The 25,490-nt window shown below is 75.3% G+C and carries 24 protein-coding genes; 7 read left to right on the top strand and 17 right to left on the bottom strand.

The window, feature by feature from the left end; translation table 11 throughout:
- Positions 1-7 precede the first annotated feature (7 nt).
- From nadC to GA0070610_RS29795, 6 genes are all read right to left on the bottom strand, one after another.
- On the bottom strand, positions 8-904 hold the full coding sequence (gene nadC, locus GA0070610_RS29820; protein WP_089003108.1) for a carboxylating nicotinate-nucleotide diphosphorylase: 897 nt from the start codon (positions 902-904) through the stop codon (positions 8-10).
- Positions 901-2,595, bottom strand: a complete 1,695-nt coding sequence (locus tag GA0070610_RS29815) for an L-aspartate oxidase (RefSeq protein WP_089003107.1) — start codon at positions 2,593-2,595, stop codon at positions 901-903. Before GA0070610_RS29815 ends, nadC begins: the two co-directional genes overlap by 4 nt.
- Before the next feature lie 146 nt (positions 2,596-2,741).
- Positions 2,742-3,632, bottom strand: a complete 891-nt coding sequence (locus tag GA0070610_RS29810; RefSeq protein ID WP_089003106.1) for a septum formation family protein — start codon at positions 3,630-3,632, stop codon at positions 2,742-2,744.
- A 168-nt stretch (positions 3,633-3,800) separates the two neighbouring features.
- Complete coding sequence (gene panD / locus GA0070610_RS29805; protein ID WP_089003105.1) at positions 3,801-4,226, bottom strand: aspartate 1-decarboxylase; 426 nt, start codon at positions 4,224-4,226, stop codon at positions 3,801-3,803.
- A 36-nt stretch (positions 4,227-4,262) separates the two neighbouring features.
- On the bottom strand, positions 4,263-5,111 hold the full coding sequence (gene panC, locus GA0070610_RS29800; RefSeq protein ID WP_089003822.1) for a pantoate--beta-alanine ligase: 849 nt from the start codon (positions 5,109-5,111) through the stop codon (positions 4,263-4,265).
- 56 nt (positions 5,112-5,167) lie between these two features.
- Positions 5,168-6,121 (bottom strand): Rossmann-like and DUF2520 domain-containing protein, encoded by a 954-nt coding sequence (locus GA0070610_RS29795; RefSeq protein ID WP_089003104.1) that lies wholly within the window; start codon positions 6,119-6,121, stop codon positions 5,168-5,170.
- A gap of 183 nt (positions 6,122-6,304) precedes the next feature.
- On the opposite strand from GA0070610_RS29795, the gene GA0070610_RS29790 reads away from it, so the two are divergent.
- Both GA0070610_RS29790 and GA0070610_RS29785 read left to right on the top strand, forming a co-directional pair.
- A complete protein-coding gene (locus tag GA0070610_RS29790) occupies positions 6,305-7,393 on the top strand; it encodes an SAM-dependent methyltransferase (protein ID WP_089003103.1) in 1,089 nt (362 codons plus the stop codon).
- Positions 7,390-8,559, top strand: coding sequence for an NADH-quinone oxidoreductase subunit D (locus tag GA0070610_RS29785; RefSeq protein WP_172896621.1), 1,170 nt, complete (start codon positions 7,390-7,392; stop codon positions 8,557-8,559). Before GA0070610_RS29790 ends, GA0070610_RS29785 begins: the two co-directional genes overlap by 4 nt.
- A 103-nt stretch (positions 8,560-8,662) precedes the next feature.
- Here GA0070610_RS29785 and GA0070610_RS29780 read toward each other — a convergent pair whose 3' ends face one another.
- From GA0070610_RS29780 to GA0070610_RS29765, 4 genes are all read right to left on the bottom strand, one after another.
- Positions 8,663-10,450 carry a hypothetical protein gene (locus GA0070610_RS29780; protein ID WP_089003101.1) on the bottom strand — a complete coding sequence of 596 codons (1,788 nt, stop codon included), beginning with the start codon at positions 10,448-10,450 and terminating at the stop codon, positions 8,663-8,665.
- A gap of 122 nt (positions 10,451-10,572) precedes the next feature.
- Entirely contained in the window at positions 10,573-11,577 is a 1,005-nt protein-coding gene (locus GA0070610_RS29775) for a glycine betaine ABC transporter substrate-binding protein (RefSeq protein WP_089003100.1), read from the bottom strand.
- Positions 11,578-11,825: 248 nt separating this feature from the next.
- On the bottom strand, positions 11,826-12,548 hold the full coding sequence (locus GA0070610_RS29770; RefSeq protein WP_089003099.1) for an ABC transporter permease: 723 nt from the start codon (positions 12,546-12,548) through the stop codon (positions 11,826-11,828).
- Positions 12,549-12,662: 114 nt separating this feature from the next.
- Positions 12,663-13,346 (bottom strand): ABC transporter permease, encoded by a 684-nt coding sequence (locus GA0070610_RS29765; protein WP_089003098.1) that lies wholly within the window; start codon positions 13,344-13,346, stop codon positions 12,663-12,665.
- Positions 13,347-13,348: 2 nt separating this feature from the next.
- On the opposite strand from GA0070610_RS29765, the gene GA0070610_RS29760 reads away from it, so the two are divergent.
- Positions 13,349-14,350, top strand: coding sequence for an ABC transporter ATP-binding protein (locus GA0070610_RS29760; RefSeq protein WP_089003097.1), 1,002 nt, complete (start codon positions 13,349-13,351; stop codon positions 14,348-14,350).
- A 59-nt stretch (positions 14,351-14,409) separates the two neighbouring features.
- On the opposite strand, the gene GA0070610_RS29755 is transcribed toward GA0070610_RS29760, so the two are convergent.
- The 7 genes from GA0070610_RS29755 to folP all read right to left on the bottom strand — a co-directional run bounded on the left by GA0070610_RS29755 (position 14,410) and on the right by folP (position 19,039).
- A complete protein-coding gene (locus GA0070610_RS29755) occupies positions 14,410-14,907 on the bottom strand; it encodes a hypothetical protein (protein WP_089003096.1) in 498 nt (165 codons plus the stop codon).
- Between the two features lie 60 nt (positions 14,908-14,967).
- Positions 14,968-15,282, bottom strand: a complete 315-nt coding sequence (locus tag GA0070610_RS29750) for a hypothetical protein (protein WP_089003095.1) — start codon at positions 15,280-15,282, stop codon at positions 14,968-14,970.
- A gap of 54 nt (positions 15,283-15,336) precedes the next feature.
- Positions 15,337-16,551, bottom strand: a complete 1,215-nt coding sequence (locus GA0070610_RS29745; RefSeq protein WP_089003094.1) for an ABC transporter permease — start codon at positions 16,549-16,551, stop codon at positions 15,337-15,339.
- Between the two features lie 122 nt (positions 16,552-16,673).
- Positions 16,674-17,216: a DUF3180 domain-containing protein gene (locus GA0070610_RS29740; protein ID WP_089003821.1), complete on the bottom strand. Its 543-nt coding sequence runs from the start codon at positions 17,214-17,216 to the stop codon at positions 16,674-16,676.
- 19 nt (positions 17,217-17,235) lie between these two features.
- Entirely contained in the window at positions 17,236-17,763 is a 528-nt protein-coding gene (folK, locus tag GA0070610_RS29735) for a 2-amino-4-hydroxy-6-hydroxymethyldihydropteridine diphosphokinase (RefSeq protein WP_089003093.1), read from the bottom strand.
- On the bottom strand, positions 17,760-18,125 hold the full coding sequence (gene folB, locus GA0070610_RS29730; RefSeq protein WP_089003092.1) for a dihydroneopterin aldolase: 366 nt from the start codon (positions 18,123-18,125) through the stop codon (positions 17,760-17,762). The genes folK and folB overlap by 4 nt, the downstream gene beginning before the upstream one ends.
- Positions 18,122-19,039: a dihydropteroate synthase gene (gene folP / locus GA0070610_RS29725; RefSeq protein WP_089003091.1), complete on the bottom strand. Its 918-nt coding sequence runs from the start codon at positions 19,037-19,039 to the stop codon at positions 18,122-18,124. The genes folB and folP overlap by 4 nt, the downstream gene beginning before the upstream one ends.
- A 343-nt stretch (positions 19,040-19,382) precedes the next feature.
- Here folP and GA0070610_RS29720 point away from each other — a divergent pair, with 343 nt between their 5' ends.
- The 4 genes from GA0070610_RS29720 to GA0070610_RS29705 are packed head-to-tail and all read left to right on the top strand — an operon-like array spanning position 19,383 to position 25,487.
- A complete protein-coding gene (locus GA0070610_RS29720; protein WP_089003090.1) occupies positions 19,383-19,697 on the top strand; it encodes a hypothetical protein in 315 nt (104 codons plus the stop codon).
- Between the two features lie 13 nt (positions 19,698-19,710).
- Positions 19,711-20,073 (top strand): hypothetical protein, encoded by a 363-nt coding sequence (locus GA0070610_RS29715; protein ID WP_089003089.1) that lies wholly within the window; start codon positions 19,711-19,713, stop codon positions 20,071-20,073.
- Between the two features lie 49 nt (positions 20,074-20,122).
- Positions 20,123-23,524, top strand: coding sequence for an ATP-binding protein (locus GA0070610_RS29710; RefSeq protein ID WP_089003088.1), 3,402 nt, complete (start codon positions 20,123-20,125; stop codon positions 23,522-23,524).
- Between the two features lies 1 nt (position 23,525).
- Positions 23,526-25,487 carry an MFS transporter gene (locus tag GA0070610_RS29705; protein ID WP_089003087.1) on the top strand — a complete coding sequence of 654 codons (1,962 nt, stop codon included), beginning with the start codon at positions 23,526-23,528 and terminating at the stop codon, positions 25,485-25,487.
- The last annotated feature ends 3 nt before the right edge of the window (positions 25,488-25,490 follow it).

The following is a 25,490-nucleotide window of genomic DNA, read 5'->3' as shown; positions in this document are numbered from 1 at the left end:
CGCCGGTTCACCCGGTGCGCAGGTCCATGGCGATGTCGAGGATCGGCGAGGAGTGCGTCAGGGCCCCGACCGACAGGAAGTCGACGCCGGTCGCCGCGTACCGCGCCGCCACGTCGAGGGTCAGCCCGCCGGTCGCCTCCAGCTCCGCCCGGTCCCCCACCGACGCCACCACCTCGGTCAGCATCTCCGGGGTCATGTTGTCCAGCAGGAGGAAGTCCGCCCCGGCCTCGACCGCCTCCAGGGCCTCGGCGACCGTGTCGACCTCGACCTGCACCGGCACCTCCGGGAAGGTCTCCCGGACCCGGCGGAAGGCCGCCGTGATGCCGCCCGCCGCGAACTTGTGGTTGTCCTTGATCATCGCGACGTCGTGCAGGCCCATCCGCTTGTTCGTGCCGCCGCCGGCGCGCACCGCGTACTTCTCCAGGGCGCGCAGGCCCGGCGTGGTCTTGCGGGTGTCGAGCACCATCGCCTTGGTGCCGGCCAGGGCGTCCGCCCAGGCCCGGGTGTGGGTGGCCACCCCGGACATCCGGCAGAGCAGGTTGAGCGCGGTCCGCTCGGCGGTCAGCAGCAGCCGGGTCGGGCCGGCCACCGTGGCCAGCACGTCGCCCCGCGCCACCCGCGCGCCGTCGTGGGCCACCACCGACACCTCGACCGTACGGCCGGCGCCGGTCGCCTCGCCCACCAGCTCGAACACGGCCGCCGCCACGGCCAGCCCGGCCACCACGCCGTCGGCGCGGGCCACCAGGTCGGCCGTGTCGGTCTGCTCCGCCGGAATGGTGGCGACGCTGGTGACGTCGAGCAGGTCCGGCCCCAGGTCCTCGGCGAGCGCGCCCTCGATCACCCGCCGCACCTGCGCCGGGTCCAGGCCCGCGTCCCGCAGTGCCCGTTCCGTCGACTCCGTCATCGGGTCCCCTCCCACGCTTGCGTCAGCCGGCCCTGCGCCCCGACGGCGCCGACCAGGTGGCCGTGCCACCGCTCGTCGGCCGTCGGGAAGTCCTCCCGCCAGTGGCAGCCCCGGGTCTCCCGCCGGGCGTACGCGGCGGCGACCAGCGTCGACGCCACGGTGATCAGGTTCGTCGCCTCCCAGTCGGCCGTCCGGGGCCGCCCCCGGCCCTCGCCGAGCCGGCCCAGTACGGCGGCGGTCCCGGCGAGGGTGTCGGCCGAGCGGAGCACGCCCGCGCCCCGGGTCATCGCCCGTTGCAGCTCCGGCGTCGCCTCGGCCGGCACCACCCAGCCCTCGCCGCCGACCCAGGCGCCCGTCGGCGCCGGCTGGGCCTGCTCGGGCAGCCCGGCCGCGATGTCCTCGGCGATCCGCCGGGAGAACACGAGCCCCTCCAGCAGCGAGTTGCTGGCCAGCCGGTTCGCGCCGTGCACACCGGTGCAGGCGACCTCGCCGCACGCGTACAGCCCGGGGATGGACGTGCGGCCGCGCAGGTCGGTGCGGACGCCGCCGGAGGCGTAGTGCGCGGCCGGGGCGACCGGGATCAGGTCGGTCGCCGGGTCGACGCCGATGGCCAGGCAGGACGCCACGATGGTCGGGAACCGCCGGGCCAGGAAGTCGCCGCCCAGGTGCCGGGCGTCGAGGAAGACGTGGTCCGCGCCGGTGGCCAGCAGGACCCGGTGGATGCCCTTGGCCACCACGTCCCGGGGCGCCAGCTCGGCCAGCTCGTGCTGCCCGAGCATGAAGCGCTTGCCGTCGCCGTCGACCAGGTGGGCGCCCTCGCCGCGCAACGCCTCGGAGACCAGCGGCTGCTGGGCGTGCCCGGCGCCCTCAACGCCGGCACCGGCCGGGGTGATCAGCGCGGTCGGGTGGAACTGGACGAACTCCACGTCGGTCACCGCCGCGCCGGCCCGCATCGCGAGGGCCACCCCGTCACCGGTCGACACGGCCGGGTTGGTGGTGGCCGCGTAGATCTGGCCCATCCCGCCGGTGGCCAGGACGACCGCGCGGGCCAGGATGGCGCCCACGCCGTCCTCGCTGCCCTCGCCGAGCACGTGCAGGGTGATGCCGCACGCCGCGCCGAGCCCTTCCGGGGAGTCGCCGGGGGCGCGCAGCAGGTCCAGCACCAGGGCGTGCTCGACCAGCCGGATCCAGGGGTCGCGGCGTACGGCGGCGTGCAGGGCGCGCTGCACCTCGGCCCCGGTCGCGTCGCCGCCGGCGTGCACGATCCGGTCGGCCCGGTGTCCGCCCTCCCGGGTGAGCATCAGCGAGCCGTCGGCGTTGCGGTCGAACTCCGCCCCGATCCGCATCAGCTCGCGCAGCCGGGTCGGGCCCTCCTCGACCAGCACCCGCACCGCCGCCGGGTCGCAGAGCCCGACGCCGGCGATCTCGGTGTCCGAGGCGTGCGCGGCCGGGGTGTCGTGCGGGTCGAGCACGGCGGCGATGCCGCCCTGCGCCCAACGCGTCGAACCCTCGTCGATGTTGACCTTGGTGACCACCGTGACGTGCAGCCCCGCCTCGCGCAGGTGCAGCGCGGCGGTCAGCCCCGCCACCCCGGAACCGACCACGATCACGTCGGTGGTCTCCACCCAGCCGGGCGCGGGGGCGGCCAGCAGTCTGGGCAGCGCCGGCAGGTCGACGGTCGGAAGCTCCATGCCCACAGTCAACCCGAAGCGCCCTCGCGAGGGGCGGCCGGGGCGGGACGAGTGGTACGCGCCATCGCGTCCGGACGCGCCGGCCGACGCCACGCACGGCGGCAGGCCGGCGCGGCCCGGTCTGGCGCGGCCCGGTCTGGCGGGTGCTACCGGGTCCGGACCGGGAGGGCCGCCGGGCCCGCGCCCCGCAGCGAGCCGGTCACCGTACGGTCGTCGAGCCAGAGGTAGCAGCGGACGCCCCGGTCACCGACGCGCCACCGGCCGGTCCCCGGCGGGCGGACCACCACGCCGCTGCGGAAGCGCAGGTCGGCGTCGTCGGGCACCCCCACGTAGCGGCCGAGCACCGAGCGGCAGCCGGCGTACAGCGGGGCCCAGTCGGCGGGGCGGGTCGGGTACGGGCGGTCGGGCGCCCGCCACACCCCGACGAACTCGGCGTCGTGCCGGGCGGCACAGTCGACGGGGAGCAGCGTCCGCACCGACCCGCCGTCGGCGCGGGCCCGCTGGCAGCCCAGGCGCAGCGTGGACGGCCGCCGCAGGGCGTCCCGGAGGCTGCCGGTGCGCAGCACCACGGTGGCGGCGGCCTCGACGGTGCTCACCTCGGTCAGGTCGCACCGGTACCAGCGGGCGCCGGCCGCCCAGCCCGCCCCGGACGGCACCGCCACCGCCAGCCGCAACCGCCCCGCCCGCCAGTCGGCGCCGACGTGACCGGTCGCCCGGGCGTCGCAGTCGGCGAAGGCGCCCCGCAGCTCGGCCGAGCCGCCCGGCGGCGGGGCGGGCCGCCCGGCCGGGAAGGCGCCGACGTGCACCGTCTCGACCCGGTGCGGCGCGGCGCAGTCCACCGGCGCGTACGCGGCCAGCGTCACCACGTCGGCGAAGTCGGCGACCTGGCACACCCCGGCGGCGGGGGTGAAGGGCCCGGGGGCGGACGGGGCCGCCCAGTCGTCGACCAGGTCACCGTCCAGCCCGCCCGAGTCGGCGCACCCGGCCAGCAGCGATGCCGTGACGACGGCAGCGAGCAGGGCAATCGCACGGCGCATCGCGGCCTCCCCCAGCCACCCGCGTCTGTCGACGGGCAACCAGACTACCCAGGGATGACCTTCCGATGACAGACCGCACAGGTGCCCACTTCGGCGGCCCGGACGACCCTAGGGATCACGAAGGGGACGAACGGGCGCGGCGCGGACGACAAGGAGGAAGCGGTCCGCTCAGACGGCGGCGGCGAAGGGGTTGGGCACCGGAGCGCCGGCGGTGCCGGGGGCGGCGGTGGTCGGGTCGGTGTTCAGCTCGACGACCCGGTTGTCGGCGTCCACGTGCACGACCCGCGGCCGGTACGACCGGGCCTCGGCGTCGTCCATCTGCCCGTACGAGATGAGGATCACCAGGTCCCCCGGGTGCACCAGGTGGGCGGCGGCACCGTTGATGCCGATCACGCCGCTGCCCCGCTCGCCCGGGATCACGTACGTCTCCAGCCGCGCCCCGTTGGTGATGTCCACGATCGCCACCTGCTCGCCGGGGATCAGGTCGGCGGCGTCGAGCAGGTCCTCGTCGACCGTCACCGAGCCGACGTAGTGCAGGTCGGCCTGGGTCACCGTGGCGCGGTGGATCTTCGACTTGAGCATGGTGCGCAGCATCGGGGTGCCTTTCGCGGGATGGTGGCGGGGTCGGGTTCAGGAACGCGGGGCGAGCCGGATCGCCGCGTTGTCGATCAGCCGGGTGGCCCCCACCCAGGCGGCGACGAGCAGTCGCGCCGGCCCGGAGACCGGCCCCGGCTCCAGGTCCGGGTCGGTGAGCACCAGGTAGTCGAGGCGCGCGCCGGGCGCACCGGCACCGAAGGCCGCGTGCGCGGCGGCGAGCACCGCCCCCGCGTCGGCGCCCTCGTCGGCCGCCGCGGCCCCGGCCCGCAGCGCCGCCGACAGGCTCAGCGCGGCCTCCCGCTCGGCCGGGGAGAGGTAGCGGTTGCGGCTGGACAGGGCCAGCCCGTCCGGCTCCCGCACGGTGGGTACGCCGACCACCTCGACCGGCACGTCGAGGTCCCGGGCCATCCGCCGCACCAGGGTCAGCTGCTGGTAGTCCTTCTCGCCGAAGAACGTCAGGTCGGGGCGGGTGAGCTGGAGGAGCTTCAGCACCACGGTGAGCACCCCGTGGAAGAACCCGGGGCGGCTCTGCCCCTCCAGGTCCTCGCCGAGCGGGCCGGGGTTGACCCGCACCCGGGGCTGCCCGTCCGGGTACATGTCGGTCACCGAGGGGGCGAAGACCACGTCCGCACCCGCCCGCCGGCAGATCTCCAGGTCGGCGTCGAGGGTGCGCGGGTAGCGGTCGAAGTCCTCGTTCGGGCCGAACTGCAGCGGGTTGACGAAGATCGTGACGATCACGTGGTCGGCCCGCTCCCGGGCCGCCCGCAGCAGCGTCTCGTGCCCGGAGTGCAGCGCGCCCATGGTCATCACGACGCCGACGGTGCCCTTCAGCCCGTCCCGCGCCGCCGCCAGTGCGGCGCGGCCGTGCACCAGTTCCGTCACGTGATCCCCTCCGTCCACCGTCGGCCCGTCCACGCCGCCACCCGCGGTCGGCCCGGTCACGCCGCCACCTGCCGTCGGTCGGCGGCGAGCACGCCGAGCAGCGACTCCGCGTCGACCGGCCGCAGCCGGCCCGCCGCGATGGCCCGGTCGGCCGTACGCCGGGCCAGCGCCAGGTAGGGCGCGACCGACTCGGGAGCGGTCGCGGCGAGCCGGGCCAGGTGCCGCTCGACCGTGCCGGCGTCGCCCCGGGACACCGGCCCGGTCAGCGCGTCGTCGCCGAGGCGCAGCGCGTTCTCCAGGGCGGCCCGCAGCAGCGGGGCGAGCACCTTCTCCGGCTGGGTCACCCCGGCGTCGCGCAGCCGGTCGGCCGCCTCGTTGACCAGGGTCACCAGGTGGTTGGCGCCGTGCGCCAGCGCCGCGTGGTAGAGCGGCCGGTCCGCCTCGCCGACCCACTCCGGCACCCCGCCGAGGTCGGCGACCAGCCGGGCGGCCAGGGGGCGCAGCTCCGCCGGGGCGGTCACCCCGTACGAGATGCCGGCCAGCCGGGCGAGGTCGTCCGGCGTGCCGGTGAAGGTCATCGCGGGGTGCAGGGCCAGCGGACGGGCCCCCACCTCGGCGGCGGGGGCGAGCACGGCCAGCCCGTGCGCGCCGGAGGTGTGCGCGACCACCTGGCCGGGGCGCAGCGCGCCGGAGCCGGCAAGCGCGGCGACCACCCCGGCGAGCGCGTCGTCGGGCACGGCGAGCAGCAGCAGGTCGGTGGCCGCCCGTGCCACGGCGTCGGCGGACCGGCGGGGCACGCCGGGAAGCAGCAGCGCCGCCCGGGCCCGGGAGGCGCCGGAGCCGGCCGTGGCGGCGACGACCCGATGGCCGGCGGCGGCGAGGGCGGCGCCCAGCACGGCACCGACGCGGCCGGAGCCGACGACGCCGACGGTGAGGAAGCGGGGGATGGCGGCCGGCGGGACGGCGGCCCCGTGGGGGGCGGCCGGGCGCGGGCGCAGGGGTGCGCTCATGGCGACGATCCAGTCCTCGAGAAGGGGTACCGGTCGATCGCAAGTATGCGCCGGGGCCACGGAACCGGGACAAGGATGTGTGAAAACGTTCACCGATGGCACCGGCGGCCCGGGGACGACGATCGCCCCCGACCGGCTGCGTAGGGTCGGCCCGGTACCGCACGCCGCGTGGGGAAGGAACCGATGTCGATCCGCTGGCGGGACGCGATGCAACGGGCGCTCTACGGGCCGGGCGGCTTCTTCGTCTCCGGGTCGGGGCCCGCCGGCCACTTCCGCACCAGCGCGCACGCGTCGCCGGCCTTCGCCGCCGCGCTGCTGCGGCTCGTCGAGCAGGTCGACGCCGTCCTCGGCCACCCCGCCGACCTCCGCGTGGTCGACGTGGGCGCCGGGCGGGGCGAGCTGCTGCGCGCGCTCTCTGCCGCGCTGGGGGTTGCCGCCCGGCCCTCGGCCTCGTCCGGCCCGTCGTCCGCCGGTCCCGCGCCCTCCGCGTCGGTTCCGCTCGCCTTCCGGGTACGCCTCACCGCGGTCGAGAAGGCTCCCCGACCGGTCGACCTGCCCGACGGGATCGACTGGCTTGACGAGATCCCCGCCGGGATCACCGGCCTGCTGGTGGCCACCGAGTGGCTGGACAACGTGCCGCTCGACGTGGCGGTGCACACCGCCGGAGGCTGGCGCTACCTGCTGGTCGACCCGGCCACCGGCGAGGAGACCGTCGGTGACCCGGTCGACCCCGCCGACGCGGACTGGCTCACCCGGTGGTGGCCGGAACCGGGTGCCGGCGCGGACGGGACCGGCTCGACCGGGTCGGGGTTCCGGGCAGAGATCGGCCGGACGCGCGACGAGGCATGGGCTGACGCCGTGGGCCACGTCGACCAAGGGCTGGCGCTGGCCGTGGACTACGGGCACCTGCTCGGCGGCCGGCCCGTGGACGGGACGCTGACCGGGTACCGGGGCGGGCGGCAGGTGCCGCCGGTGCCGGACGGGAGCCGCGACGTCACCGCGCACGTCGCCGTCGACTCGGTCGCCTCCGCCGGCGCCCGGGTCGCGCGGTGCGCGTACGACCTGGGGCCGCAGCGGGAGGCGCTGCGGGCGCTCGGGGCCGACGGCGGGCGACCGCCGCTGAGCCTGGCCGTCGGCGACCCGGCCGGGTACGTGCGGGCGCTCGCCGCCGCGTCGGCGGTGGCCGAACTGACCGACCCGGCCGGGTTGGGCGGGCACTGGTGGCTGCGGCAACCGGTCGGCGTCGACCCGGCGCGGTTCATGGCACGATGACGGACATGACCACGGACGCCGGCGACCTCCGCGAGCTGACCGTCGGCACCGGGGCCGGCGGGGAGCAGCTCGGCACCGACATGGTGCTCAACATCGGGCCGCAGCACCCCTCCACGCACGGCGTGCTCCGGCTGAAGCTGGTGCTCGACGGCGAGCGGGTGGTGGCCTGCGAGCCGATCGTCGGCTACATGCACCGGGGCGCGGAGAAGCTGTTCGAGGTCCGCGACTACCGGCAGATCATCGTGCTGGCCAACCGGCACGACTGGCTCTCGGCGTTCTCCAACGAGCTGGGCGTCGTGCTCGCCGTCGAGCGGCTGATGGGCATGGAGGTGCCGGAGCGGGCCACCTGGCTGCGGATGGCGCTGGCCGAGCTGAACCGGGTGCTCAACCACCTGATGTTCCTCGGCTCCTACCCGCTGGAGATCGGCGCGATCACGCCGATGTTCTACGCGTTCCGCGAGCGGGAGACCATCCAGGCGGTCATGGAGGAGGTCTCCGGCGGCCGCATCCACTACATGTTCAACCGGGTGGGCGGGCTCAAGGAGGAGGTGCCGTCCGGCTGGACGGGCCGGGCCCGGGCCGCCATCGCCGAGGTCCGTCGGCGGATGCCGGACCTGGACGACCTCATCCGGCGCAACGACATCTTCCTGGCCCGCACCGTCGGCGTCGGGGTGCTCTCGGCCGCCGACGCCGCCGCGTTCGGCGCGTCCGGGCCCGTCGCCCGGGCCTCCGGCCTCGATTTCGACCTGCGCCGCGACGAGCCCTACCTGGCCTACGACCAGCTCGACGTGCCGGTGGTGACGAAGACCGCCGGGGACTGCCACGCCCGCTTCGAGGTGCTGCTCGACCAGGTGTACGCCTCGCTCGACCTCGCCGAGCAGTGCATGGACCGGGTGGACCGGCTCACCGGGCCGATCAACACCCGGCTGCCGAAGGTGCTCAAGGCCCCCGAGGGGCACACCTACGCCTGGACGGAGAACCCGCTCGGCATCAACGGCTACTACCTGGTCTCCCGGGGCGAGAAGACGCCGTGGCGGCTCAAGCTGCGCACCGCGTCGTACGCAAACGTGCAGGCGCTGGCCACCCTGCTCCCCGGCTGCCTGGTGCCGGACCTGATCGCCATCCTCGGCTCGATGTTCTTCGTGGTCGGCGACATCGACAAGTGACCCGCCCCGGCACCGCCCCGGGACGCGGGCGGGCCGGCCGGGCATGCCGTCCCCGCCCGACGTCGACGATCTCCCGGGCGCTGGCGAAGGGCTGACGGGGGGCTCAGCGCCAGCGGTCGGTGGGGCGGGCACCGCCCCCACGGGGCTCGTCGTCCCGCAGCGGGTAGCCGTAGTGCTCCTCCCGCCGCCGGCCGTACCGCTCCGGCTCGGGCTCCGCCCGGCGGGAGCGGTGCGCCTCGGGCTGGCGGGCGTCGTGCCGCGCCTCGGGCTGGTGTCCCCGCTGGCGGGGCGGGCGCCACTCGTCGGGCACCGGCACCCCGCCGGCCGGCAGGGCCGGAGCGTCATCCGTCTCCGACCAGCCGCCGCGCCACCCGTCGTCGCCCCGCTCCGGCCCCCGGCGCGGCTCGTCCCGGCGGACCGCCGCCCAGCGGTCCGCGACCCGGTACTCGGTGCCGCTGGCGTCGGCGTGCATCTCGGCGCGCCGCTCCCCGACCCGCAGTTCCCGGCCCCGCTCGTCGTCCCGCACGGCCGCCCACCGGTCCCCGGCGCTCAGCTGCGACCACTGCTCCCCACCGGCCTCGTCGGGCGCGTACGCCCGGCCGCGCCCGGACGGTCCGGCCGGCGCCGCCCAGCCCGGTCCGGCGGATGCCGGCGCGTCCCACTGCTGCCCGCGCCCGTCGTGCCGACCCGGCCGCTCCCGGTCGGCACGCCCGGCGGACCGCTCCCGTGCACCCGGTGCGGCGGACCAGTCCCGGTCGTCGCCCTGGGTCGACCACTCCCCGCCGCCGGGCTGCTCCGGCCGGCTCCGGTCGTCCGGGGCGGATCCGGGGCCCGGCCGCAGGCCGTCGTCGTCCCGGCGCGGCCGGTCGCCGCGGCGGGACCGGTCGTCGACCTCGGCGTGCCCGTGACCGGCCCAGGAACGGTCGTCCTGCTCGCCGGACCACGGTCGCTCCTCCGGCGCCGGCGACCAGCGCCCCGCGTACCCGCCGCCGTACCCGGCGCCCCGGTCGGCGGGCACGGACGCGGAGCCGTCGACGATGGTGTGCCGGGTGGTGACGTGCACGGTCTCGGTGTGCCGCACCACGCCGAGCGGGCGGGCCCCTGGCTGGCTGCCCGGCTCCGTCGGCCGGGTCGCCCCGTACACCCCGGCCGTGCCGCCGGCCGCCCGCCGGTCCGCGTACCCGCCGGTGGGTGCCGGGGCCTCCTGGCCGTACCCGCCAGCCGGTGCCCCGGCCGTCCGATCGGTGCCGTAGCCGCCGGCCGGCGCGGACCGCTCGGCGGGCGGACCCGGCTGCGGCCTGCGGGCGGGTTCCTCGTCGTCCCGGTCGGCGCGCCCCCGCCGGGGTGCCACGTCGTCCTGGTCCGGCACCCGCGCCCGGCCGGCCCCCGCGTCGTCGACGGCCGCCCGCGCCCGGCCGAAGCCCGGGTCGTCGACGGCCGCCCGCGCCCGGCCGGCGCCCGCCTCATCGGCCGCCCGGGCACGGCCTGCGCCGGCCGGGACGGCGACGCCGGCCAGCGCGGCGCTGCTGGCGTCCAGCCGCCGGCGCAGCGCGGCGACCTCCTCCTGGGCCCGCCGGGCGTCGTCGAGTGCCTGGTTGCCGCGCTGGGCGGCGGCCACGACCTCCCCGCGCAGCTCGCGGCGGAGCTGCTCGATCTCGTCCAGCAGTTCGTCGGTCCGGTCCGGGCCCGCGCCGTCGGCGCGCAGCGCGATCGACAGGCCGATCAGGACGACGGCCATGATGGCGAGCACGGCGGCGAACCGCAGCGGGCCGTTGCCGTCGGCGACGAGCAGGATCAACGCCGCCACCGGCGCCAGGGCGACACCGGCCCAGAAGAGGATGGTGAGCAGCGACGGGCTGCGCTTGTCGGCGGGGGCGACCGGGGCTGGCATGGGTCCGCAGCCTACCGAGGGTCGTGCCGCCCCGGAAAGGGTGAACGGGGCATCCGGCATCTTCACCGCCGAACGCCACGCCGGCCACCGGCGACGGAACGCCGCCGGTGGCCGGGCCGGGATCAGCCGACGGCCAGCGCGCCGTCCGAGGAGAACACCAGGCCCACGCTCGCGGCCCCGGTCTTCAGCGCGTTCTTGGTCTGCGGGCCGCCCTGGTCCAGCGAGCTGAACGAGCCGGCCTTGAAGTCGTAGACCTGGACGAGCCCCGCCTGGCACTTCGGCCGCTGCGGGCACTCCGGCGGCCCGGCCAGCACCGTGGCCTGGCCCGAGCACTTGGCGGCCAGCTCGGAGAGGGTACGCACGCCGTACTTGTCGGCGAACGCCTTGGTCACGGCGAAGGCGTTCTGGTCCTGCGCCGCGGCCGGCGTGCCGAAGACGAGACCGACCTTGTCGCCGGCCGCCTTGAGCGCCGCGACGGTCTTCTCCAGCTCCGGCGAGGACACCGGCTGGGCGTCCTTGCCGTTGGCCTTGGTGTTGAGGAACTCGGCCATGGTCGCCGCGTACTCGGGGACGACCTGGATCTCGCCCTTCTCCAGGGCCGGCTCGTAGAGCTCGCGGTTGCCGATCTGCTGCACCTTGGCGTCGTAGCCGGCGGCGGTCAGGGCGATCTTGTAGAGCTCGGCCAGGATCTGGTTCTCGGTGAAGTTGGCCGCGCCGATCACGATCTTGCCGCCGGGCCCCTTGGCGATGCCCGTGGTGACGCCGTTGGCCGCCGCGAACTCCTCGGCCGCCTTCTGCGCCGTCTTGCGGTCGACGTCGACGGCCTTGTTGAGCTGGATCAGCTTCGGCGTGTCGAGCGCGGCCGAGACCTTGTCCAGCGCCGCGAGCAACTGCGGGTTGGCCGCGTCGGCGTTGACCGCCGGGATGACGTTGTCGGTGTTCTGGAGCTTCTTGTCGTCGTCGAGCACGACGAGCTGGTCACCGGCCACCGGCGCGCAGCCGGCGCCGGAGGCCGCCTGCTCGGGGGCGTCCGTGCCGGAGGAGCCGGCGTCGCCGCAACCGGTCAGCATCCCCGCCGCGGCGAGGGCTCCCACCGCACCGACGGCCAGGCGTGTACGTGCGCGCATCGAGTGCCCGCCTTCCGTGTCCCGGCGCGGCCCTGCCGGGCCGGCCGCGTGTCCGACGGGCGATCTCGTCCGGCCGCCCGCTGTCTGCCACGGGCGCCCGCTGTGCGACCGCCCGGTTTCCCACCCCAACATCTTCCACGCTGGACCGACAACCCGAGGCGGAGTTCGTCACCGGATCGTCACCGGAGGTGAACCGGATTCGCCGTCGCACGCCCGCTCGGGCTCGGCGTCGGGGTGGGCGGAGACGCTCAGCCGCCGGCCACCGCCTGCGCCGCCCGGCGGCGCGCCCGACGGCGGTCCGCCCGCAGCGGGCGCGGCGTGACCAGCCGCTCGACCAGGGCCAGTACCAGTTCCAGCAACATGGCGAGCCCGGCCACCAGCACGCCGCCGGCGATGATCTGTCCGCCGCCGGCCGCGATGTCCAGCCCGAAGCCCGCCCGGATGATCTGGCCCAGGCCGCCACCGTTGACGAAGGACGCCAGCGCGGCGGTCGCCACCACCTGCACCGCCGCCGTGCGGAACCCGGCCGCCAGGTAGGGCACCGCCAGCGGCAGCTCGACCCGGCGCAGCAACTGCCAGCCGGAGAAGCCCATCCCGCGCGCCGCGTCCCGGGCCTCCGGATCGGCCTGCCGCACCCCCGTGTACGCGTTCGCCAGCAGCGGCGGCACCGCGAACACGGCCAGCGCGACCACCACCGACGGCCGGCCGAAGCCGAGGAAGGTCAGCGGCAGGATGGTGAGCAGGGCGAGCGTGGGCACGGCCAGCGACACGTTGGACACCAGCACCACCAGGCCGCCGCCCCGGCCGGTGTGCCCGAGCCAGAGCCCGATCGGCCAGGCGACCAGGCAGCCGAGGGCCACCGCCGCCGCCGACATCGACAGGTGCTCGCCGAGCCGGTCCAGGACACCGCCCGGGTTCGTCCAGTTGAGCGGATCGTTGAGCCAGACCAACGCCGCCTCGACCGGGTTCACCGGGCCCGCCTTTCGTTCGCGACTGCGGGACTCCGCCGCGCTACGTTCCTCGCGCTCACCGGCCAACCTCTTCGTTCGCGACTGCGGGACTCCGCTGCGCTGCGTTCCTCGCGCTCACCGGGCCCGCTTCAGCCAGGGGGTCAGCAGCCGGCCCGCCCCCGCCAGGACCAGGTCGAGCACCAGGGCGAGCAGGACGCAGAGCAGCGTCCCCGTCATGATCTGCGCCTTGTAGAAGTTGTTCTGGAAGCCGGCGAAGATGAGCTGCCCGAGACCGCCGCGCCCGATCACCACGCCCACGGTCACCAGGGCCACGGTGGAGACGGTGGCCAGCCGCAGCCCGGTGAGGATGCCCGGCAGGGCCAGCGGCAGCTCGACCCGGAACAGCCGGCCCCAGCGGCCGTACCCCATGCCCTCGGCCGCCTCGCGGACCTCGGGGGGCACCTGGTTGAGCCCGGCGACGGCGTTGCGGACGATCACCAGCAGCGCGTAGAGGACCACCACGCTGAGCGCGGTCAGCGCGCCGATGCCCAGGTAGGGGGCGATGAACGCGAAGAGCGCCAGCGACGGCACCGTGTAGAGCACCCCGGTGAGGGCCAGGACCGGCCCGGCCAGCGAGCGGTACCAGTACGCGGCCACCGCCAGTGGCAGCGCGATCAGGGCGGCGATCAGCACCGCGCGAGCGGTCAGCGAGGCGTGCTCACGCACGGCGGCGAGGATCGTGTCAGAGTTGTCCCGCACGTACTGCCAGGAGAACCACGGGTTACCCGGGTCGGCCCGGTAGCTCAGGCGGAAGGACATGTGTGGACGTTACCCCGGAGGGCACCGCCCCCGCCGAACCGCGCGCGGCGTCGATCGTGCTGGAGGGCATCCGCAAGCGCTACCCCGACGGCACCGAGGCCGTACGCGAGCTGAGCCTGGACATCGCCGCCGGCGAGCTGGCGGTGCTGATCGGACCGTCGGGCTGCGGCAAGTCCACGGTGCTGCGCATGGTCAACCGCCTCATCGAGCCGACCGGCGGCCGGATCCTGCTCGGCGGCGAGGACGTCACCCGGGTCGACCCGGTCCGGCTGCGCCGTCGGATCGGCTACGTGATCCAGAACGTCGGGCTCTTTCCGCACCAGACGGTCAGCGCCAACGTCGCCACCGTGCCCCGCCTGCTCGGCTGGCCCCGCGAGCGCAGCCGCCGCCGCGTCGACGAGCTGCTGGAACTCGTCGGGCTCGACCCGGCCACGTTCGGCCGGCGCTACCCGCACGAGCTCTCCGGCGGGCAGCGGCAGCGCGTCGGGGTGGCCCGGGCGCTGGCCGCCGACCCGGTCGTGCTGCTGATGGACGAGCCGTTCTCGGCCGTCGACCCGATCGCGCGGACCCGGTTGCAGGAGGAGTTCCTCCGGTTGCAGGCCGAGGTGCGCAAGACCATCGTGCTGGTCACCCACGACCTGGACGAGGCGGTCCGGCTGGGCGACCGGATCGCGGTGCTCTCCGAGGGCGGGCGGCTGGAGCAGTACGACACCCCCGCCGCCGTGCTCGGCGCCCCCGCCACACCCTTCGTACGCGAGTTCGTGGGCGCCGACCGGGGCATCCGCCGGCTGGCCGTCACCCCGGTCACCGGCGAGACCGTCGAGCCGCTGCCCGAGACCGGGGTGGCCGGGCTGCCGACGATGCCGCTCGGCGGCTCGGCGTACGACGCGCTGGGGACGCTGCTGAGCTCGGCCGCGGAACGCATCGTGGTGACCGACGGGGGGCGGCCGGTCGGCGTACTCAGCCGGACGCGGCTGCTCGAACTGGGCGACCGCGAGGGGTGAGGGCAGCCGGGTGAAACGCCCTCGAAGGGTGCGGGCCCGAGCGGGTGGGCGGCGGCCGGTCAGGCGCGGCCGCCGAGGCTGGCCGTGCCGATGATCCAGCCCGAGAGGAAGCCGTAGGTCGCGCCGGCGCCGCCCGCCTGGATCGCCGTGAGCAGGGCCGGTTCCGGGCCGAGGAAGGCGGCGATCAGTGAGGCGAAGCCGCTGGCCAGGACGTACGCGGCCCAGCCGGAGAAGAACTGCGTCCCCGACCCCTGCACCCGGGCCACCTGCGAGGTGGGCAGCAGGTAGAGGAAGAGCGCCGCGAGGATGACCAGCAGGACGGCCCGCAGGTTCGCCACGAGCAGGCCGCCGGTCGCCCCGTCGCCGTCGAAGCGCCACGCCGGCCAGGAGAGCAGTTGCAGGTACCAGCCGCCGGCGGAGTTCGGGTCGGTGCCGGCGGCCCAGCCGACGTACGCCGGGCTGCCGCAGACCGCGACCAGCAGCAGGGCCGCGAGCGCGCCCGTGCCCGCCGCCGTCCCGTAGCGACCGCCGGTCCGGGGCGGGTTGGTGAGCGCCATGATCGGGTCAGTTCCCGGCGGACCGTGGGAGGCAAACCTGCCCGGGGCCGCCGGTCGCCGTCACCGTCGCGGGTGCTTCATCAGGTAGTCGATGAACGCGGCCCGCAGCAGCGGCGCCGACTCCTCGTAGCCGTGCCCGGTCAACTCCCGCCACAGCGCCGCGGCCTCGTCGATCGTCGGCCCCACGGAGTTGGGTGCGCCGTCGAGGGCCGCGGCCTCGTCCGCGTTCGGCAGGTGCCGCAGCACGGACCAGAAGAAGCGCACGTCGCGGCGCTCCCGGGCGACCGCGAACGCCCGCTCGCGCAGCTCCTCAGTGGACAACGCGTCGAGTTCCTCGAACGACGGGCCAGCGGAGGTCGATGGTGTGTCGGTCATGTCGCCGAGCCTAACCGGCGAGATCACTTCCGGCCCGGTGGACGCGGCGCCGGCTCACCGCTCGTCGGCGTCCCACCGGCGTGGGCCGTTCTCCCAGCCCGGGTCGCTCCAGGGGTCCACGGGACTCTCGGAGGGTCGCCTCGGCACGGCGGGCGGCCAGTCGCCGACCGGGTCGGCCGGGGGTGCCGTCCAGCCCCCGCCGATCCGGGCGTCCCCGGCGGGGACCGGTTCCGCCGCGGCGCCGGTCGCCGGCCGCCCGTACGCCTCCACCAGCCGGGTGACCAGCAGCCCGACGCCGAGCGCCGCGGCGCCGACCCCCCACCGGCTGACCGTCCAGCCGCGGGCCCGCGCGTACGCCAGGAGGACCGTGACCAGGCAGACCGCCAGCAGCGTGCCGAAGACGCCGCCACGCCGGCCGAAGGCGCTGGTGCCGGCGAGCAGCGCCAGACCGACCGCGAGCACCGTCCAGTCGAGCCCGGGTTCCGGCGCGACCGGAGCGAGGTCCCGGCTGGCGACGAGCATGCCGGCCAGCGCGGCCAGCACCGTGGAGCCGACGAACGCGCCGGCGGTGACCACCGCCGCCACCGCGCCCCGGCGGCGGGCCGGATCCACGACCGGGCGGAACCGGCCGACCATCCGGCGGACGGCCCGCACCGACCCGAACAGGCCGCCGAGCACCGCGACGGCCGCGAACCCGACGAAGAGGTGCAGGGCACCGCGCTCCGGGTCGTAGTCGCCCTGCGGCAGCACCGACGCGGAGCGCTGCTGGATGTAGACGATCACCCCGCCCGCGCCGGCGAGGGACGCGGCCCAGCCGGGAACGTGCAGCACCACCACGACCAGCCCCAGGGCGAGCCCGCCCAGCGCGGCGACCAGCAGGGCAGGGCCGACGGCGGCGCCGACGCCCCGGTCGCCCTGCTCGGCCACGTGCAGCGCGGCGGCGACCGCCACGGGCCCGACGGCCAGGTTCACCGCCGCCGTACGCAGGGTCAGCCCGGCGGCCAGCGCCAGCAGCCCGAGCACGACCGCGTCGAGGAGCAGGGAACGCAGCGCGTCGCCACGCAGCGCGGCCGGGTCCTCCGCCCAGAGCAGGTACGCGAGGACGCCCAGCCCGGCCAGGAGCAGCAACTCCCAGACGACGTGCACGGCTAACCGGTCGCGGCCGGGCTCACCGTGCGCGGGGTCGTCGAAGACGTTCTCCAGGACGGAGGCCGGGATGCTGGACGAGGGCTCGGGGGACGGCTCCCGCCCCGGTTCGTCGTACCGCATGACGCCGCCTCCCACGTGGCCGCCCGTCCAGCCAGGTCCGACGCACGGGCGGACCGGGGCGGCGTTGCTCTCCGGTCGCAGGCACCGTACCCGCGTGGACGGCCGGGCGTAACCCCCCGGGATCAGCGCGGGCCGGGGCGGCCCTCCCGGTTGCCGGGCTCGCGGTCCTCGTCGTCCTCCTGCTCCGGAACCCGGCAGGAGCGCTCCAACCAGAGCGCCGCCGCCACCAGCGCCAGGGCGGCGAGCAGGCCGGCGCCGGCGACCGGCCGGTCGCCCACCGCGGCGTCGGTGCGCTCCACGAAGAGCCAGCCGGTCAGCCCGGCGTAGAAGCCGGCGAAGATCGCGCCCGCCAGCGCCGACGCCTTGGCCAGTACCACGAACCGGGCCACCAGCAGCGGGTTGACCGGGTCGCGGCCCGGCCGGCGCTCGATGCGCGCCCGGGTGTTGGCCGCGGCGTACGCCTCCAGCACGGCCAGCGCGGCGAGCGTGACCACGGGCAGCCAGGGCAGCTCCGGCAGGTAGTCGTAGTAGAGGGTGCTGATCAGCAGCCAGGCCAGCGCGGCGGCGCCGAGGCCGGCCACGAGCAGGGTGGAGGCCCGGGTGGGGCCCATCCGGGACCGCTCGGGGCCCGTCCCGCCGGGTCCTGGGGACTGCGCCTGCGTCATGCCGGACGGCTCCACTGGGTCATGCCGTCGACTCTATCGCCAGATCCGGCCGGGGGCGCAGATCCAGCGCGTCGTCGGCGGCGGGACCGTTGTTGAGCAGGTCGGTCAGCCAGCCGTGCCCGGGCAGCCGCCCGTAGGGCTGAAGGTCGATCCACGGCCGCAGCACGAAGGCCCGCAGGTGGGCCCGGGGGTGCGGCAGGGTCAGCTCGGGGTCGTCGCTGAGCACCGGCTCGTCGCCGTCGCCCCACACCGCGACGACGTCCACGTCGAGGGTGCGCGGCCCGAAGCGCCGCTGCGGGTCACGGGTCCGCCCGGCGGCGCGCTCCGCCGCCCGGGCCCGCTCCAGCCAGTCGTACGGGCCCGCTGCCGGGTCCTCGGCGAGCAGCACGGCGTTGAGGTACGCGGGCTGGTCCGCGTCCCCCCACGGTGGAGTCTCGTAGACGCCGGAGACCAGCAGCACGCTGTCGCCGAACGCCGCGACGGCGGAGCGCAGGTGGGCCAGCCGGTCGCCGAGGTTGCTGCCCAGGGAGAGGACGGCGCGGGTCACCGGTCCCGCCGCCGCGTCATCGTGACGGCCACGTCGGTGAAGACGTGCGGCACGGGCGCCTCCGGCTTGTGCACGGTGACCGTGGCGACCTCGACGCGGGGGTCGGCCAGGCACACGGCCAGCAGCCGGTCGGCGAGCGTCTCGATCAGGTTGACCGGCTCGCCGGTCACCACCGCGACCAGCCGTTCGGCCAACTCGCCGTAGTGGACGGTGTCGCCCACCTCGTCGGAGCGGGCCGCCGGGGCGAGGTCCATCTCCAGCACGGCGTCGACGACGAAGTCCTGCCCCTGCTCGCGTTCGAAGTCGTACACCCCGTGCCGGCCGTGCGCCCGCAGGCCCGTCAGCTGGATCCGGTCGGTCATCGGTCTCCTCCGTGGTCCGCGGTGCGGTCCCGTCCGGCGCCGGCGTGGGCCGCCGGGGCCCCGCCGGTGGACGCGGACGCCAGGCGGGGCGCGCCCGTGGCCTGCCAGACGGCGAGGGCGTCCACGGTGGCCCGGACGTCGTGCACGCGTACGCCCCAGGCGCCCGCGGCAACCGCGAGCAGGCTGGTGGCGACGGTGGCCACGTCGCGGTCGTCCGTGGGGCGCGGGGTGCCGTCGGGGCCGGCCAGCAGCCGCCCCAGGTACGACTTGCGGCTGGACGCGAAGAGCAGCGGGAAGCCCAGGTCCAGCAGGTCGGACAGGTGCCTGCTCAGCTCCCAGTTGTGCGCGGCCGTCTTGGCGAAGCCGAGGCCCGGGTCGATGACGATGCGATCGGCGCCGACCCCCGCGCGCAACGCCTCGTCGACGCGGTGGCGCAGCTCGGCGCGCACGTCGGCGACGACGTCGCCGTAGCGGGCCAGCTCCCCCATCTGGCGGGAGTGGCCCCGCCAGTGCATCAGCACCCAGGGGCAGCCGGCGTCGCGCACCACGCGGGCCATGTCGGGGTCGGCGAGGCCGCCGGAGACGTCGTTGACCACGGCCGCACCGGCGGCGAGGGCCGCCTCGGCGACCCGCGCGCGGGTCGTGTCGATGCTGACCGGCACGCCGGCGGCGGTCAGCTCCCGGATCACGGGGACGACCCGGGCCGTCTCGGTCGCCGCGTCGACGCGGTCGGAACCGGGCCGGGTGGACTCGCCGCCCACGTCCACCAGGTGGGCGCCCTCGGCCCGCAACCGCACGCCGTGTCCGACGGCGGCATCGAGGTCGGCGTACCGTCCGCCGTCGGAGAAGGAGTCGGGCGTGACGTTGAGGACGCCCATCACCACCGGGGCCGAGGCCCGTACCAGATCGGTCACGGCTAGACGGTACCGGTCGCGCGGGCCGCCCCGGATCGGCCGGGTCGAGGGCGATGACATGCGCATTCGAACAGGTGTACGATCGGTCGTCCGGGTCGGATCGGGCAGACTCTTCGCGGCTTGTCGCAAACAGTGGGTGCCCGTACGCTTTGGAACTGCCCGGCATCGAGATGGCGAAGCCTGGAGGGAGGGCCGAAGCGGGAAAATCCGCCCAAAGCTCACCACCCTCCGTGGTGGGTAACGAACGCAGGGTCGCCGACGCTGCGCACAGGGAGCACCGTTCCCGCCAGGCATGCCTACTGCACCACCGCGGCGCCGCCGGCCGCGACTTGGGGAGGTTCCAGTGATCGCCATCGAGCTGATGGAGACGGCGACGTCCGCCGCCGCCCACACGCTCTCCACCCTGGCGTCGACTCCACTCGCCGAGCCCGCGCCCAAGGGCATCGACACCGAGGGTGTCGTCACGTTCTTCGCCAGCAAGATCGCACCGATCCTGCTGGCCGTGCTGGGCGTCATCTTCATCGGACGGGCCAGCCGGGGTGAGATCTCCAAGGTCCTCACCAGCTCGGCGATCGCGATCGTCGGGCTCGCCTTCATCGCCGGAGCCGCCACACTCTTCTTCATCGGCGACTACCTGATCGACCTGATCTTCGAATAGGCGCGGGCACGAGATGCGGCTGCGCACCGACGACGACATCTACCGGGCTCGCCTGGTCTACCTCGGGCCGCCCGGCTACACCCTTCCCGTCCACCTGCCGTACGCCCAGTACGGGCTGTTCATGCTGCTCGTTCCCCTCTACATGTTCATCCACTGGCTGTTCACGTTGCAGGTGGAGCTCTTCCCCGCCTGGGAGATCGCGCTCGCCATCGTGAGCACCTCGTTCATCTTCCGGTACGTCGACCCGGACCGGCCCGCGCGCATGGTGATCCGCACCGCGCTGACCGACTGGCGGCGGACCCGGGAGCCGGCCGCGGAGCAGCGGGACCCCCGCCTGGTCGGCAGTCGGATCAGGATCCGGGAGGAACTGGCATGACCGGTCGCACCCCGACCAGGCAGTCGAACGACGCGGATGAGGCGGTCGCATGAATCGCAGTTCCACGCCGGGTTCCCCGGCAGGGCGTCCGGCCGTCCCACACGGTAACCGTGCGCGGTCGTTCGACTACCCGGACGAGCCCGAGGCCGACGAGGTCGTCCTCGATCCGGCCCTGGTGACGACACCCGGGCACGGCGGAGTGGGCGTGTTCCAGGCACCCCGTCCGGCGCCGCGCCGGACGCCGCCGGCCGAGCCGCAACCCGCCGGCACCGGCGACAGCGCCGACATCGACTCGCCCTTCCTCGACCTGTTCGGCGGCACGCGTCCCGGCGCGACCCGGCCGACGGCGCCCCCGCAGCGAGCCGGCGGGCGGGAGCAACCCGCCATCGGGCAGCAGCCGGCCGCCGCACCGGCCGCGCTCCCGCCGGCTCCCGCCGCTCCCCTGCCGCCGCCCGCCCGGGCGGGCCACGGGGCCGACGCCTACCGGACCGACCACCCGGCCGACGCGACCCACCGGACGTCCCCGGCGATCACACCGGCCGTCGAACAGCCCCCGGCCGACGCGTACGAGCCGCCCGCCCGACCGGCCAGGTCCCGGGTGCCGCACCAGTCAGGGGACCGGCTGCCCACGCTCCGCCCACCGGCGGTGGCGGAGAACGCGGCGGCCGGCGTGCCGCCCGTCGCGGCGGCACCGCCGTCGTCCCACCCCGCCTCTCTGCAGCCGGCACCGCTCGACCCGCCCGCGCCGGACCAGGCGGCCGAGCCGGCGTCCCGCCGCAGCGGAGAGCGCCCGTCGGAGCGGGCCGGCCGGGAGGTGGCGCCGCCGCGGCAACGCTCCGCCGGCCGGCGCGACCGGCCCACCAAGCCCGTCCGGGTCAAGGCACCGAAGATCAAGTTCGGGGACCGGGACCCGGCGGTCGAGCTGGCCATCACCGAGATCGCCGGCCACCTCACCTTCACCCCCAACACCGTCACCGCCTGGTACTGGCTGCCGGAGGTGCGCTGGGCGTTCCGGCCGGACGCCGAACGGGAGGCGCTGCTCTCGGCGATCTCCGAGCAGTACGCCGGGCTGGCCGGCTTCCGGCTGCACCTGCGGCGCACCACCCGGCCCTTCCCGGCCGACGAGTGGGCCCGCACCATCGACGCGCACACCCCTTCGCCGCTGCCCGACGTGCCCGGCACCGCCGGCTGGGGCGACCACCTCGTGGCCGCACAGCGGCACCTGCTCTCGGTCAACCACGCCGAGGGGCAGACCTACCTAGGCGTCACCTTCGCCCGGCGCTCCCTCGGCGACTCGCTCACCGAACGGCTGCTGCGCACCTTCGGCCGGGGCGTCGCCGAGGGCGAACGCCGCAAGCTCAGCCGCACCGTCGAGCAGTTCGACGAGGTGCTCGGCGCGTTCGGCATGCGCGGCCGGCGCGTCACCGCCCAGGAGTTGGAGTGGCTGCTCTACCGCTCGGTGGCGCTGTGCATGGCGCCGCCCGGGGAACTCTCCCCGCTCACCGACGGCCGGTGGGAACGTGGCGACCTGCTCGCCCTCACCGAGCAGGTCGAGCGCTACCGCACCCCGTACGGCTCGACCGTCAAGCTGGTCAACCGGATGACCGGCGAGGAGCGACACGTCGCCGTGCTGGCGGTCGGCCGGATGGAGCCGCTGGAGATCCCCGAGCGGCACGAGCCCTGGCTGCACTTCCACGAGCGGCTGCCGTGGCCGATGGAGCTCTCCACCCGCGTCGACATCCTCGGCTCCGGCGACTCCTTCCGAAACCTGGAGCACCGGCTGCGGATGATCCGCTCCCAGCAGCTCGACTACGCCGAGCACGGCATCGACGCCCCGCCCGAGCTGGAGCGGCTGGCCAAGCGGGCCCTGGTGATCGGCGACGAGATGACCACCGGCCTGCCGGTCGACTCCGCCCGCGCGCACGGCTGGCACCGGATCGCCGTCGGCGGCCGCAACCGCGAGGAGTGCCTGGAGCGGGCCCGCCGGCTCATCCAGCTCTACTCGCGCGAGCTGCGCATCTCGCTGCAACACCCGAAGAACCAGGACTGGCTGGCCCGCGAGTTCATCCCCGGCGAGCCGATCGCCAACACCGGCTACGTCCGGCGGATGCCGGTCAACCTGCTCGCCGCCGCGCTCCCCCAGGCCGCCTCCACCGTCGGCGACCGGCGCGGCGACCTCATCGGACGCACCGCCGGCACCTGCCGCCGGCCGGTCTTCCTCGACCTGCACTTCCCGATGGAAGTACGCGAACGCTCCGGGCTCGCCGTCTTCGTCGCCGAACCGGGCGGCGGCAAGTCGACCCTGCTCGGCGCACTCGGCTACCTCGCCGCGCGGCGCGGGGTCCAGGTGACGCTGCTCGACCCGTCCGGCCCGCTCGCCCGGCTCTGCGCCATGCCGGAGCTGCGGCCGTACGCGCGGGTGCTGAACCTGACCGGCTCCGAGCACGGCACCCTGGCCCCGTACTCGCTCATCCCGACGCCGCTTCGCAGCGAGTTCGGCACCGGGGCCGCCGGCGACCGGGAGTTCGAGATCGCGGTCTCCAACGCCCGTGCCGAACGGCGGATGCTGGTGCAGGACATCTGCATGATGCTGGTGCCCCCGCAGGTCGCCCGGGAGGCGTCCACCGCCACCCTCTTCCGCCACGCCGTACGCCAGGTGCCGGCGGAGGAGACCTCCACCCTCGACGACGTGGTCGCCTGCCTCAGTCAGCTCGACGACGACGCCGGCAAGGAACTGGCCAACCTGCTGCTGGACACCGCCGAGATGCCGCTGGCCATGCTCTTCTTCGGCCGGCCGCCGGAGGGGCTGCTCGGCGCGGACGCCGCCCTCACCGTGATCACCATGGCCGGGCTGCGACTGCCCGACCTGAAGATCGAGCGGGAATACTGGTCCGCTGAGGAGTCGCTGGCCCTGCCCATGCTGCACACCGCGCACCGGCTGGCCGTACGCCGCTGCTACGGCGGCTCCATGTCTTCGCGGAAGCTGGTCGGCCTGGACGAGGCGCACTTCATGGAGGGATGGCGCTCCGGGCGGTCGTTCCTGGTCCGGCTCGCGCGCGACTCCCGCAAGTGGAACCTCGCCGCGCTGGTCGCCTCGCAGAACCCGCGCGACATCCTCGGCCTCGACGTGCAGAACCTGGTCTCGACCGTCTTCGTCGGCCGCATCGCCGAGGACGCGGAGATCGCCTCCGAAGCGCTCCGCCTGCTGCGGGTGCCCGTCAACGACGGCTACGAGGCCACGCTGGCCTCCCTCTCCACCGCCGACGCCACCAGCGCGACCCGGCTCGGCTTCCGGGAATTCGTCATGCGGGACGTCGACGGCCGCGTGCAGAAGGTCCGCGTCGACGTCTCGTACGTCGACGGGCTGCTGGAGCACCTCGACACCACCCCCGCCGCGATCGCCGCGGCGGCCGGGGTGCTGCCGGCCATCCTGCCGAACATGGAGGCGTGACATGGCGCGGGCCCGGGCACGGTTGGCGGCGTTCCTGCTCGCGGTCGGCGTACTCGCCGGGGCGACCATCGGCTGGCCGGCAGTCGGTGCCGCGGCGGCCGCCCCCGCACCGCTGACGGCCCAGGCGAACGCCGACCTCTGCACCACCCCGGAGTGGCAGGCCGACTTCCGCGCCTGCGTCGCCAAGCTCAAGGAGGTCGCCGACTCCGAGGTCAAGTGCCGGAACGCCCCCACTCCCGGCGCCCCCGACTCCGGGCTCGCCGGCTGGTTCGCGTCCCGCCCGGAGTCGGCCAAGCAACTGGGCCCGAAGGGCTTCTACAGCGACTACGGCTACGCGGGGTACAGCTACTCGACGTACGACGTCGACGGCTGCGCGACCGCGGTGCTGCACCCCGACTACAAGTTCACCAACACGGTGGCCAACGGCGAGTTCATGATCGCCACAGCGATCGTGGGCGCTTCGAACGCGCTGCGGGAACGTGCCTGGGACCCGCGCTCGATGTGGGGCTGGGCCGACCCGCTGGTGGACCAGGCGACCAAGGCCGTCTACCAGAAGGTGTTCAGCGTCTTCGGCATCGTGACCCTCTGCGTGGTCGGCCTGTACCTGCTCTGGCGCTCCCGCCAGTCGGACATGAGCAACGCGATGACCACGGCGGGCTGGGCCCTGCTGGTGATGGTGGCGGTGACCGCCCTGGCCGCCTGGCCGGTCAAGTCGGCCAACATCGCCGACGGCACCCTCGTCACCACCCTGGGCGTGGTCCACGACGCGGTCGGCCCCGCCACCAAGGACACGCCACCCGGCCAGTGCGATGACCCGAACCCGGCGGCCTGTAAAGACAATCGTCCGCCAGCCGTACGGGCCAGTGACACGGCCACCGAGGCGATGCTCTACCGCAACTGGCTGCGAGGCGTGCTCGGCTCAGCAGACAGCGAGACCGCGAAGAAGTACGGACCGGCGCTCTACGACGCGAAGTCGCTCTCCTGGGAGGAGGCGGCGAAGCTCCGGTCGAACCCGGCCACGCGACCTGCCACCATCAAGGCGAAGCAACAGCAGTGGGCGCGGGTGGCGCAGCAGATCGAGACCGAGGACCCGGAGGCGTACGAGTACCTCCAGGGTGTTCGGGACATGGACCGGGTGGGTGCCGGATTCATCGCCGTAGTGGCCGCGGTTCTCTTCGCGATGTTCGACCTGACCGCCTCGCTGCTGGTGCTGCTGGGCTTCCTGATCTTCCGGTGGGCGGTGATCGCCGCGCCGATCCTCGGCACGGTGGGCCTGATGCGCCCGGCCAGCGCCGGGTTGCGACGGCTGGCGAACGCGGTGGTCGCCGCCGTCTTCAACATCGCCATCTTCGGCACCGGCGCCGCCATCTATCTCTTCGCAGTCGACCTCATCATGAGCACGCCGACCCTGCCCGGCTGGCTCCAGGTGGTGCTGGTCTGGCTCTGCGGCGTGGTCGGCTGGCTGCTGCTGCGCCCCTACCGCCGGATCACCCAACTCGGGGGCAAGGACAGCAGCGAGGCGGTCGGCTCGGCCGGCTCGTGGCACCGGCGCTTCTTCCGGGACATGCGCACCGCCGCCCGGCTCGACGTCGCGGAACCCGGCGGGACGGCCGAGCCGACGATGGGCCGGCGTCGGACCGTGGTGGCGGAGCAGCGCACCCTCCGACCCGAGGCACGGCTGGAGGATCCGGCACACGCCGCCAACCGTGGCGGCCCCGCCACCCGTGGCACAGAGGAGCGGCAGCGTCCCAACGGCCGCGAGCAGGCCACCGAAGAGCCGACGCCGACCGAGGACCGGGAGACCTCGCGCCCGGTCGCACCCAGGCCCCGGCGGCGGCAGCCGGCCGCCTGGACCGAGCCGGACGTGCCGGACGAGAGCCCCTCGTTCGCCATCTACCGTCCCGGGTCCGCCGAGCGCGCGCCTGACCGACCCACCCCGCGGATCCGCTCCGAGGCGCGGTGAGTG

This window comes from Micromonospora echinofusca, assembly GCF_900091445.1.
GTDB classification, from domain to species: domain Bacteria; phylum Actinomycetota; class Actinomycetes; order Mycobacteriales; family Micromonosporaceae; genus Micromonospora; species Micromonospora echinofusca.
The sequence above is the reverse complement of the archived record's forward strand: the minus strand, read 5'-3'. Positions and strand labels throughout refer to the sequence as shown.